Origin of the sequence: Bacillus sp. RO1 (assembly GCF_012524115.1) — a bacterium.
Classification (GTDB): Bacteria; Bacillota; Bacilli; order Bacillales; family Bacillaceae_I; genus Sutcliffiella_A.
Genome location: NZ_JAAZWB010000012.1, coordinates 1 through 11,008 on the forward strand (window position 1 = coordinate 1; position 11,008 = coordinate 11,008).

Below are 11,008 nucleotides of genomic sequence, written 5' to 3' on the forward strand. Positions count from 1 at the left end.
CCTTGTCACCGAGGTCTTCATTACCACCATGAGGACTTCTCTCTCCTTTTTTTCTCGTCACCGAGGTCTTCATCACGGTGATGAGGACTTCTCTCCTCTTCTTTCCTAGTCACGGAGGTCTTCATAACAACAGTGAGGACTTCCTTCTCCTTCTTTTCTCCTCACCGAGGCCTTACTAACAGGAAGGATGCCTTCCTCTTTTTTCCTTGTCATAGAGGTCTTCATCACGACCATGAGGACTTCTCTCTTCCTTTCTTCTCGTCATTGAGGTCTTCATCACGGCGATGAGGACTTCTCTCCTCCATTTTGCTTGTCACAGAGGTCTTCATCATGACCATGAGGACTCCTCTCCTCCTTTTTCCTTGTCACCGAGGTCTTCATTACCACCATGAGGACTTCTCTCTCCTTTTTTTCTCGTCACCGAGGTCTTCATCACGGTGATGAGGACTTCTCTCCTCCTCTTCCCTCGTCACTGAGGTCTTCATTACCACCATGAGGACTTCTCTCTCCTTTTTTTCTCGTCACCGAGGTCTTCATCACGGTGATGAGGACTTCATCTTTTTTCCTTGTCATAGAGGTTTTCATCACGACCATGAGGACTTCTTTCCTCCTTTTTCCTTGTCACCGAGGTCTTCATTACGACCATGAGGACTTCCCTCCTCCTTTTTCCTTGTCACAGAGGTCTTCATCATGACCATGAGGACTTCCCTCCTCCTTTTTCCTCGTCACTGAGGTCTTCATAACCCATGAGGACTTCTCTCTTCCTTGTTTCTTGTCACCGAGGTCTTCATAACGACGACGAAGAATTAGCATGAAGACACTTCCACAATTCGAGTATTTTCCGCAAAATAAAAACAGCCCCACCAAACGGCAGGGCTGCTCTCAACGCAATTAAACATTATTCAGAAATCGTATCATACACAAGTGGTGGAACCTTTACGTCGCCACTCACTACTTTAATGCTTTCATACAAGGCTTCTTTTACTTTTGTTAAATCTTCTGTGTTACTGTGGATTGTTGCAAGGGATTCGCCTGCTTCCACTTTGTCACCAATCTTCTTGCGAAGAACAATTCCTACTGCAAGATCAATTTCAGAGTCTTTTGTAGCGCGGCCAGCACCAAGTAACATAGCTGCAGTTCCAACAGAATCAGCCACTATCTCAGATACTACTCCAGCTTCTTTTGCTTCAAGTTCCACAACATGCTTTGCTTGCGGCAATTTTTCTGGATTATCTACAACTGAAGCGTCTCCACCTTGAGCTTCTAGGAACGTTTTTAACGTTTCAATTGCTGCTCCAGAACGAATAACTTCTTCCAGCATACCGCGAGCTTCTTCCAAAGTAGATGCTTTTTCTGCTAAAAGAACCATGTAGCTACCCAATTCTAGGCATAGCTCTTCTAAATCCTTTGGACCTTCACCACGTAACGTGTCGATAGCTTCTTTGATCTCCAAAGCATTACCAATCGCAAATCCAAGTGGCTGACTCATATCAGAAATAACAGCCATTGTTCTGCGACCTACATTGTTTCCGATATCCACCATTGCTTTTGCAAGTTTTTTCGCTTCATCCAAGTCTTTCATAAATGCGCCGGCACCAGTTTTTACGTCCAGTACAATTGCGTCTGCACCTGCGGCAATCTTTTTGCTCATGATGGAGCTTGCAATTAACGGAATACTGTTAACAGTAGCTGTTACATCACGTAATGCATAAAGCTTTTTGTCTGCAGGTGTTAGATTCCCACTTTGTCCGATAACGGCCACTTTATTTTTGTTTACGTAGTCGATAAATTCTTGATTGTCGATTTCCACGTGGAAGCCTGGTACAGATTCAAGTTTATCAATTGTCCCACCAGTATGGCCAAGTCCGCGTCCACTCATTTTAGCAACTGGAACACCAACAGCAGCTACTAATGGTGCAAGTACTAATGTAGTGGTGTCGCCAACACCTCCAGTACTGTGTTTATCAACTTTGATGCCTTCGATGGCAGATAGGTCGATAGTGTCACCGGAATGAACCATTGCCATGGTAAGGTCTGCACGTTCTTGTTCACTCATTCCTTGGAAGAAGATGGCCATAGAGAAAGCGCTCATTTGATAGTCAGGAATGGATCCGTCTGTGAATCCTGTTACGATGAATTGGATTTCTTCTGTTGTTAGTTCTTTTCCGTCACGTTTCTTTTGAATAAGGTCTACCATTCTCATACCGAAACACCTCTTATTTTCTATAAAATAAATGCGATAAAACTCCGCTTGTGATTTCCGCACCAGGCTTCGCTTTCCAGGGGGCGGTGCTTGAGCCTCCTCGCTGCGCTGCGGGGTCTCGAGTCTACCGCTTCTTCCCGCCGGAGTCTTCGCCCAGTGCTACAATCAACAGCAAATGTATTCTTTTTTACATTCCTTTAACAATTGTTTTTACGAATTGTAGGAAGTTTGCTTTTACCATTTCCGTTGTTTCCATTACCTCATCGTGTGTTAATGGCTGGTCAAGGATTCCTGCAGCCATGTTGGAGATGCAAGAGATTCCAAGTACTTTCATACCACTATGACGGGCAACGATAACTTCTGGTACAGTGGACATTCCAACTGCATCTCCACCTAGTGTGCGAAGCATTCTAACTTCTGCAGGAGTTTCATAAGAAGGGCCTGTGTTCCCAACATATACTCCTTCTTGTACCTTTAAGCCGATTTCTGCAGCAACGTCTTTAGCCAATTTACGAAGATTTTTGCAATATGGTTCTGACATGTCCGGGAAGCGCGCGCCAAGCTCATTGTTGTTCGGTCCAATAAGCGGGTTCGTCCCCATATTGTTGATGTGGTCAGTAAGAATCATTAGATCTCCTGCTTCGAAGCTTTCATTCACTCCTCCGGCAGCATTAGTTACAATTAATTTTTCCACACCAATATATTTCATTACTCGAACTGGGAACGTTACTTTTTCCATTGCATAACCTTCATAGAAATGAAAACGACCTTGCATCGCGATAACTGTTTTTCCTTCCAATTCACCAATAACAAGCTGGCCTGCATGACCTTCGACCGTTGATACTGGGAATTCAGGTATCTCTGAGTAAGGAATTACGACAGGATTTTGAATTTCTTCTGCTAACACACCAAGACCAGACCCAAGGATTAGGCCAATCTCTGGTTTGTTAGATAATTTCGCATTAATATATTCAGCTGATTTTTTAATAGCTTCTAAATTCATTTAGTATTTCCTCCTAGTTCAAATCTTGTAAAAAGCTTTTTCCGTGCTTAGGCATTCTTGTATTAAAGTTGTCTGCAATCGTTGCTCCGATATCAGCAAAAGTTTTACGGATATCTAACTGTTTACCTTCTTTATGTTGAGGAGAGAACGCTAATAATGGCACATATTCTCTCGTGTGATCTGTTCCAGGCGCTGTTGGGTCGTTGCCGTGGTCAGCAGTAATGATCAAAAGATCATCCTCTTTTAAGTTTGCAAACACTTCAGGAAGGCGTGCATCATACTCTTCCAATGCTTTTCCATAACCTTCAGGGTCCCTTCTGTGACCGTAAACTGCATCGAAATCAACCAGGTTCAAGAAACTGATACCAGTAAAGTCCATGGTTGTCGTTTCAACCAGTTTGTCCATTCCATCCATGTTAGAGATGGTGCGTAGTGATTTCGTTACTCCTTCACCATCATAAATGTCAGAAATCTTACCGATGGAAATAACATCAAACCCACTATCTTTCAGTTCGTTCATAACAGTACGTTCAAATGGTTTTAATGCATAGTCATGACGGTTGGATGTACGTTTCCAGTTACCTGCTTCTCCAATAAATGGACGTGCAATAATACGACCGACCATGTATTTTTCATCTAAAGTTAATTCACGTGCAATTTTACATATATCATATAGCTCTTCAATAGGAACAACATCTTCATGCGCTGCAATTTGAAGAACGGAATCTGCAGAAGTATAAACAATTAATGCCCCTGAATCTACGTGTTCCTGACCAAGTTGATCAAGAATCTCCGTTCCACTAGCAGGAATGTTCCCAATGATTTTACGGCCAGTGCGTTCTTCAAGTTCACTAATTAACTCATCTGGGAATCCATCAGGAAAAACACGGAATGGAGTATCAATACGTAAACCCATAATCTCCCAGTGACCTGTCATGGTATCTTTTCCGCTTGATGCTTCTTCCATTTTTGTGAAAAATGCTAGAGGTTTTTCTGCTTTTGGTACACCCTTCACTACTTCAATATTGCTAAGACCAAGCTTTGCCATATTCGGCATGTTCAGACCGTTCATATGCTCTGCAATATGACCTAAAGTATCGGCTCCTTTATCACCAAATTTTTCAGCATCTGGTGCTTCGCCAATTCCAACAGAATCCATCACTACTAAAAACACTCTTTTATATGTATAAGAACTCATTTTTTAACCTCCTACAAACTTTCGTTCTGATTTTACCTCTTGTATTTTCCCCTTTTTTATCTAGGATAGTCATACAAGACTACACTTCTACTTGTCAGAAGTCTGACCTCTGATTCCAGTATAAACAAGCGCTTTCAATGTTGCAATTAAAATGATAAAAAAAGACTGTTCAGATTGTTCGAACAGCCTTCTTCTGTTCCCGCAAAAGAATCCATTATTAAGCTCTTGGATGGAACATCGAGTAAACATCCTTCATGCGGGTCTTCGTGACATGTGTGTATATTTGAGTAGTAGAAATATCCGCATGACCTAACATCTCTTGAACGGCACGAAGATCTGCCCCATTTTCCAAAAGATGTGTAGCAAAAGAATGACGCAATGTATGCGGTGTTAATTCCTTTTCAATACCGGCTTCCTTTGTCAACTTCTTTAATATTTTCCAGAAGCCCTGTCTAGTAAGACGATTACCATAAAGATTAACAAATAATGCATCCGTGGTTTTCTTTTTTATCAATTGGCTTCGACTTTCTTCTATATAATTATTAATTGCGTTTTGAGCCATTGATCCAAGGGGAATGATTCTTTCCTTGTTACCCTTACCAATGCACCGGACGAATCCCATAGTTAAATGCACATCACTAAGATTAAGGGATATTAGCTCGGAGACACGCATACCAGTTGCATACAATAGTTCCAGCATCGCTTTATCACGAATTCCGAACACTTTGGTTGTATCAGGTGAATCAAGTAATGCTTGCACCTCTTCTAAAGACATCACTTGTGGAAGTTTTTGTTCTTGTTTAGGCCGGTCAATATGTACGGTTGGATCTTGAGTTGTGACCTTTTCCCTAAGCAAAAATTGATGAAATGAGCGTATGGAGGCAATATGTCTGGCAATGGTTTTGGATGATTTACCATTTTCCGTAAGAAACTTTAAAAATTGTATGATGGTAGAACGAGTCACCGCATCTAACGAGGTCATCTCCTCTACCTTATTTAAATACAAAAGATAAGATTTCAAGTCTCGCTCATAGGAAACGACTGTGTTTGATGCCAGGCCTTTTTCCACTACTAAAAAATGAATAAAATCTTTTAATTGATCCTGCAATACCCTCTACTCCCCGTAATGATAAAAGAATACCAAGCGCTGCAACCAGCCCTCATCCCTCTCTTCTACCATTTTTGTCACTTTCACCGCTGCCCCTTCAGGCTCGTCATATCGGTGATAATTTTGATACTCTTGATTAATCCACATTATTCCATAGTAAAATAAGACCGTACAACCGGTGAATAAGATAAATACTTTAAATGTATTATAGCATGAATCTATAATTTTCTTCATGAAAGTCTACCTCCAAATATGCAAGTTAAGCAAATAAACTTGTCTTATTAGAAGGTATGACAAATTCAAGCACAATTATACCTTTAAAACAAAATAAAAACCTTTTCCGTGTTCGTCGGAAAAGGCTTATGTACTTTCTTCTTCAGTTTGATCTTCCGGATCTTGGCATCGATGGCAAACTCCATGAAAGGTTAAACGATGATCCTTAATTTTGAAATTCCAATCACGTTCTACAATTGCCTCTACATCTTCTAAGAGATCGTCTTGAATTTCATCAACGGCTCCACACTCTATACAAACTAAGTGATGATGGAAATGCTTAGCGCCCTCTTGGCGTAAATCATAGCGTGATACTCCATCGCCAAAATTTATTTTATCGACAATTTTCAATTCCGTCAGTAGTTCCAAAGTTCGGTATACAGTAGCCAGTCCAATTTCAGGTGACTTTTCTTTCACGAGGAGGTATACATCTTCCGCGCTTAAATGGTCCTCTTCATGTTCCAGCAAGACTCGGACTGTTGATTCTCGCTGAGGAGTTAGCTTATAGCTTGCGGAATGCAGTAGCTTTTTTATGCGATCTATCCTAGTTTCCATTTCGTTCCCTCCCTCGCTATACCACTTTATTTTATCGAAAGCGCAGGGAACTGTCAAAGAAAAAAATAATGATTATAAATAAGCGATGATAATTATTATCATTTAATTATTATTCTAATATAGATATGACTGATTTCATGAATATTGGTGAAGCCAACGCTTCGATTAATGAAGCACCGACAAGCAGTAAGCAGATGAGCCCCATCGCCATCGTGTACCTCATAAACTGTTGAAAAAACGGTTCTTGTATTCTTTTTACAAATTGCTGCCTGATCATTTTTAAGGAAAAGGCCACGGATAAAGTACCGATAATAATGTACGCTGGAATGGCAATCATGTTCTGTGGGAGTATGGCCACAAAGGAAAACAGAAACCCTTTCCAGCTAAGTTGATTCACTAAGAATCCCACGGTAAATCCTACTACCACTCCTTTTAAAAACAGCAGGATTAAAATTACCGGAAGTCCAATGATGGATATGCCGAGTACCCACATGAGAAGAACGTATTTAATATTATGAAAATAGCTCTGAAAAAATATATCTTTCGAGCTTGCAAACTGTCCTTCTTCCACCTGACCAAAGAAGCGGCTCAAATAGACAAACAGATCTTGTTTTTGTGAAAAGTTCATGCTATTGACCACGATGGCCCCGAAGATTACTCCCATAAAAAAAAGTACCACTATAAACAAATATAGAGAGGAGTGTTCTTTTATATGCCCTAGTAAAATAGTAAACCGCGACTGTTTTTTCATCTCTCTTCCTCCTATCACTCTCTTACTAGATTGTATGATAGAGGCAGGGAAGTATGACTTGTTTTAGAATTAGAATTTTTATAAGGGGGATTGCGTCTATGCGAGGGGAACGGGTGGGATTTAAGTTGTATGAGGCCAAGGTTTCTTGTGTTTTACCTGTTAAGGGAGTCATTTGGACTCTATGAAGACAATGTTTCATGTATTTTGGCTGTTGAGGGAGTCATTGGGGCTCTATGAGGACAATGTTTCATGTATTTTGGCTGTTGAGGGTGTCATTGAGGCTCTATGAAGACAATGTTTCATGTGTTTTAGCTGTTGAGGGAGTCATTGGGACTCTATGAAGATAATGTTTCATGTATTTTGGCTGTTGAGGGAGTCATTGAGGCTCTATGAAGACAATGTTCCATGCATTTTACCTCATGAGGGAGTCATTAGGAGTCTATGAAGACAATGTTCCTAACATTTTCCTTCTTGAAGGAGTCATTGGACCTCTATGAAGACAATGTTCCTAACATTTTCCTTCTTAAGGGAGTCATTGAGGCTCTATGAGGACAATGTTCCATGTGTTTTAGCTGTTGAGGGAGTCATTGGGGCTCTATGAGGACAATGTTCCATGCATTTCACCTAATGAGGGAGTCATTAGGAGTCTATGAAGACAATGTTCCTAACATTTCCCTTCTTGAGGGAGTCATTGGACCTCTATGAAGACAATGTTCCTAACATTACCCTTCTTGAAGGAGTCATTGGGGCTCCCTCCTTCCCCACAAAGAAGTAGCACCATCACTTACCTTACCAAACCTGCCCCCACCGCCAGATTTAAACGTCAATTTTCCGCTTCGAGCAGCCACAATCAGAGAAGCTACTTTCTCCCCTACAACTTCCACTAATTCGTCGTAACTTGCTTCATGCAAAATTCCCATCTCGGTGCCAAATACTCCGCGTAACTTCCACAAAGTTTTAGGTCCTACACCTGGTATGAAATCTAACGGAACCTGGTGAAGATATGGCGGGCGGTGTCTCAAGGGACGCTCAATATCAGCCAGCTCATCAATTCGATCAGAAACACCTTTAACAAATGTGGTGTGGTCGCAACTGCTACATATGTCTTTCCCCTTTAATAAAGGAATATAGCACTTTTCGCAAACTGTGGTATAGTACTTCCCTAACTGCGGACTCAACCCGTAATTTGCCACCACTCTTCGCCCATCCACTTCCTTCAAAGCAAACCGCAACTCCTCAAAACTTGGTTGCTTCATGCGCACCTTCTGATACTCTCGAGCGATTTTGCCCACAGAGTGAGCATCAGAATTAGAAAGGAATGTGTACTTGTCCAATTCTTTTAAGCGCTCAGCCATATACGTGTCCGCACTTAACCCTAGCTCGATCGCATCAATCAGCTCTGGCTCAAATACTTCAGACAAACTCTTTTTCACTCCTTTGCCATACAAACTCTTAAAAGGTGTAAAAACATGAGCTGGAATAAAAAGTCCATCTAATCGATGAACTACATGCTGAATATCAACAGCTTTCGCATAAACTCTCTGTGTGGATAATGTCACATTTTTCATTCGCTTGCTTAACCAGTTTGAAAACTCCATCATTTTCTCCACTGTCTTCATATAACAGAGAGCATGTATTACGCCCTGGCAGTTCTCATCATATATCTCAACTTCTGTACCAAGAATCAACGTAATATCACCTATCCGTATACCGCCATCAACGAGCTCCCTCAGCTCACCAGATGCAATCCGATTACGAAGACCGATAAGCACTTCAGGTACCTGGCAATCGATCACTCCGACCATGTCTAAGCCCTTTTTATAACGAGCCTCCTCCAATACAGCCTCCATTGTCAATTGATCAGAGGCTGTAATTTTTACTGGCTTACCACTCGCAGTCCGGCCCAAATGTATATGTAAATCGATAAAATAATCTTGCATGGCCGTCCCCTACTTTCGAAGCAATGTTTGCATTTGCAAATACTGCACGGCATAAGCAGTCTTCGCATCATAGATTTCCTTCTTTTCAATAAGTTCAAGAGCCTCATCTATTGATACTTCCAATAGGTCCACAAACTCATCTTCATCTAGATAATGTTCTTCGGTGTCTTTGCGCAGCCCTTTTGCAATGAATAAATGTACCAATTCATCTGCAAAACCAGGTGAAGTATAAAAAGAAATCAATGGCTCCAATTCATCACATGTATAGCCAGTTTCCTCTTGAAGTTCGCGTTTAGCGGTAACAAGCGGCTCTTCCCCTTTTTCTAGCTTACCTGCCGGGATCTCTACTAATGTGCGCTCCATTGCCTTTCGGTATTGGCGGACCATAATGATTTTGTTCTCTTCTGTTACAGCTATAACTGCCACCGCTCCTGGGTGTTTGATAATTTCCCTTTTACTTGTTTTACCGTTTGGAAGTTCCACATCCTCTAAATATAAATCAATGATTCTTCCTGAGAATAATTTTTCACTATGTAATGTTTTTTCTTTTAAATGTTCCATCCCGACCGCTCCTTGTTCTTTAGTCATCCATTTCTTCATACATTCTACCATATAAGGGTTAGGAGGGAGTAAATTGAAGGTCTATGTCCGTCCAAACAATATCGTAATGGTAGGAAAGGCTTGGGAGATTCGAAATAAGCTTAGAGAATATTCCCTTCATCACGTGTATGTAAAAACATGGATCAACGCCTTAAAAGATGAATGATTTGTAGCAGACCCCTCCTTTTCAGTAAAATGAAGAAAAGGAGGCGTTTTTTTGTTACCTAAAAATCGACTTGGCAATTCAGAAATATATGTAAGCCAATTGGGGCTTGGCTGTATGTCCCTTGGCACGGAAGAAACAAAAGCGATAGATATTGTTAAAAAAGCACTAGATTTAGGAATCAATTACCTAGATACTGCTGATCTGTATGATTTTGGACAAAACGAGGAACTGGTAGGAAGAGCTTTAAAAGGACAACGAGATAAGGTCGTTCTTGCAACAAAAGCTGGAAACAAATGGACACAGGGAAAGGAAGGATGGGAATGGGATCCTTCTAAACTACATATCCAATCTGCAGTCAAAGACAGTCTTCACCGCCTTCAAACCGATTATATTGATCTCTACCAGCTTCACGGTGGAACGATAGATGATCCAACCGAAGAAACAATCGAAGCATTTGAGGAGTTAAAAAAAGAGGGGTACATCCGCGAATACGGGATATCTTCCATTAGACCGAACGTTATTAAGCGGTTTGTAGAAAACTCCTCGATTGTTTCGGTAATGATGCAGTACAGTCTGCTTGATACACGTCCAGAAGAATGGTTGGATTATCTTCACGAAAATAAGATTAGTGTAATAGCTCGAGGCCCCCTAGCGAAAGGACTCTTGTCGGAAAAAGGTCTTGAAAAGCTACAGACCAAATTTAAAGGAAAAGATTTTCTTGATTATAGTCACGAGGAGTTGGAGAATCTCTTACCAAAGTTATTGAACTTTCCTAGCGATAAGCCTCTTCAGGCAACTGCCTTCCACTATTGTTTGGCACACCCTGCCGTAGCAGCTGTTATCCCTGGTGCAAGCTCCATTGAACAATTGGAAGCTAACGTCCATGCCCTGAATGAACAAACACTCTCAGAAAATGAGTACGCAACAATCAAAGAACTCGTTAAACAATCTTATTACGACTCACATCGTGATTAATATCGAGGCTGGGACAAAAGTGTTTTAGTCTAAATGAGACCCGAACTAATTTGAAATCTCAAATTAGTTCGGGTCTGTTTTCGTTTAAAAGATACATTTAGCTTTTGGGTGCACCAGCTGTTGATTGGAGCAAAAGGCGAAGACTCCTGAGGGAGATAGCGGTAGCTTGAGACCCCGCAGCGGAGCGAGGAGGCTCAAGCACCGCCCCTAGGAAAGCGAAGCCATTTGTGGAAATC

General features: G+C 41.3%; 12 protein-coding genes. 2 read left to right on the forward strand and 10 right to left on the reverse strand.

Features of this window, described 5'->3' with window-relative positions; genetic code table 11:
- Window positions 1-432: 432 nt before the first annotated feature.
- The 10 genes from HC179_RS00350 to HC179_RS00395 form a co-directional block, all read right to left on the reverse strand.
- A complete protein-coding gene (locus HC179_RS00350) occupies window positions 433-594 on the reverse strand; it encodes a hypothetical protein (RefSeq protein ID WP_168862534.1) in 162 nt (53 codons plus the stop codon).
- Window positions 595-898: 304 nt separating this feature from the next.
- Window positions 899-2,203 carry a pyrimidine-nucleoside phosphorylase gene (locus tag HC179_RS00355; RefSeq protein ID WP_168862535.1) on the reverse strand — a complete coding sequence of 435 codons (1,305 nt, stop codon included), beginning with the start codon at window positions 2,201-2,203 and terminating at the stop codon, window positions 899-901.
- A 187-nt stretch (window positions 2,204-2,390) separates the two neighbouring features.
- Window positions 2,391-3,206: a purine-nucleoside phosphorylase gene (locus HC179_RS00360; protein ID WP_168862536.1), complete on the reverse strand. Its 816-nt coding sequence runs from the start codon at window positions 3,204-3,206 to the stop codon at window positions 2,391-2,393.
- 13 nt (window positions 3,207-3,219) lie between these two features.
- Window positions 3,220-4,404, reverse strand: coding sequence for a phosphopentomutase (gene deoB, locus HC179_RS00365; RefSeq protein ID WP_168862537.1), 1,185 nt, complete (start codon window positions 4,402-4,404; stop codon window positions 3,220-3,222).
- Between the two features lie 217 nt (window positions 4,405-4,621).
- A complete protein-coding gene (gene xerD, locus HC179_RS00370) occupies window positions 4,622-5,512 on the reverse strand; it encodes a site-specific tyrosine recombinase XerD (protein ID WP_168862538.1) in 891 nt (296 codons plus the stop codon).
- A gap of 6 nt (window positions 5,513-5,518) precedes the next feature.
- Entirely contained in the window at window positions 5,519-5,746 is a 228-nt protein-coding gene (locus HC179_RS00375; protein ID WP_060667166.1) for a YqzK family protein, read from the reverse strand.
- Window positions 5,747-5,872: 126 nt separating this feature from the next.
- Window positions 5,873-6,340, reverse strand: coding sequence for a ferric iron uptake transcriptional regulator (gene fur, locus HC179_RS00380; protein ID WP_168862539.1), 468 nt, complete (start codon window positions 6,338-6,340; stop codon window positions 5,873-5,875).
- A 109-nt stretch (window positions 6,341-6,449) separates the two neighbouring features.
- Complete coding sequence (gene spoIIM / locus HC179_RS00385) at window positions 6,450-7,091, reverse strand: stage II sporulation protein M (protein ID WP_168862540.1); 642 nt, start codon at window positions 7,089-7,091, stop codon at window positions 6,450-6,452.
- A 740-nt stretch (window positions 7,092-7,831) separates the two neighbouring features.
- The gene (locus HC179_RS00390) at window positions 7,832-9,031 is read right to left on the reverse strand and encodes an endonuclease Q family protein (protein WP_168862541.1); all 1,200 of its coding nucleotides are present in this window, start codon (window positions 9,029-9,031) and stop codon (window positions 7,832-7,834) included.
- 9 nt (window positions 9,032-9,040) lie between these two features.
- Complete coding sequence (locus HC179_RS00395) at window positions 9,041-9,592, reverse strand: NUDIX hydrolase (protein ID WP_168862543.1); 552 nt, start codon at window positions 9,590-9,592, stop codon at window positions 9,041-9,043.
- Between the two features lie 73 nt (window positions 9,593-9,665).
- Between HC179_RS00395 and mciZ the strand changes: the two genes are divergently transcribed.
- Window positions 9,666-9,797, forward strand: coding sequence for a Z-ring formation inhibitor MciZ (gene mciZ, locus HC179_RS00400; RefSeq protein ID WP_168862542.1), 132 nt, complete (start codon window positions 9,666-9,668; stop codon window positions 9,795-9,797).
- Window positions 9,798-9,911: 114 nt separating this feature from the next.
- The gene (locus HC179_RS00405; RefSeq protein WP_168862544.1) at window positions 9,912-10,772 is read left to right on the forward strand and encodes an aldo/keto reductase; all 861 of its coding nucleotides are present in this window, start codon (window positions 9,912-9,914) and stop codon (window positions 10,770-10,772) included.
- Window positions 10,773-11,008 lie beyond the last annotated feature (236 nt).

What these genes read in the sequence shown, in the direction of transcription:
- HC179_RS00350 (WP_168862534.1), bottom strand. Translation starts at nt 594, where the DNA reads ATGGTCGTGATGAAAACCTCTATGACAAGGAAAAAAGATGAAGTCCTC.
- HC179_RS00355 (WP_168862535.1), bottom strand. Translation starts at nt 2,203, where the DNA reads ATGAGAATGGTAGACCTTATTCAAAAGAAACGTGACGGAAAAGAACTA.
- HC179_RS00360 (WP_168862536.1), bottom strand. Translation starts at nt 3,206, where the DNA reads ATGAATTTAGAAGCTATTAAAAAATCAGCTGAATATATTAATGCGAAA.
- deoB (WP_168862537.1), bottom strand. Translation starts at nt 4,404, where the DNA reads ATGAGTTCTTATACATATAAAAGAGTGTTTTTAGTAGTGATGGATTCT.
- HC179_RS00375 (WP_060667166.1), bottom strand. Translation starts at nt 5,746, where the DNA reads ATGAAGAAAATTATAGATTCATGCTATAATACATTTAAAGTATTTATC.
- fur (WP_168862539.1), bottom strand. Translation starts at nt 6,340, where the DNA reads ATGGAAACTAGGATAGATCGCATAAAAAAGCTACTGCATTCCGCAAGC.
- spoIIM (WP_168862540.1), bottom strand. Translation starts at nt 7,091, where the DNA reads ATGAAAAAACAGTCGCGGTTTACTATTTTACTAGGGCATATAAAAGAA.
- HC179_RS00390 (WP_168862541.1), bottom strand. Translation starts at nt 9,031, where the DNA reads ATGCAAGATTATTTTATCGATTTACATATACATTTGGGCCGGACTGCG.
- HC179_RS00395 (WP_168862543.1), bottom strand. Translation starts at nt 9,592, where the DNA reads ATGGAACATTTAAAAGAAAAAACATTACATAGTGAAAAATTATTCTCA.
- HC179_RS00405 (WP_168862544.1), top strand. Translation starts at nt 9,912, where the DNA reads ATGTCCCTTGGCACGGAAGAAACAAAAGCGATAGATATTGTTAAAAAA.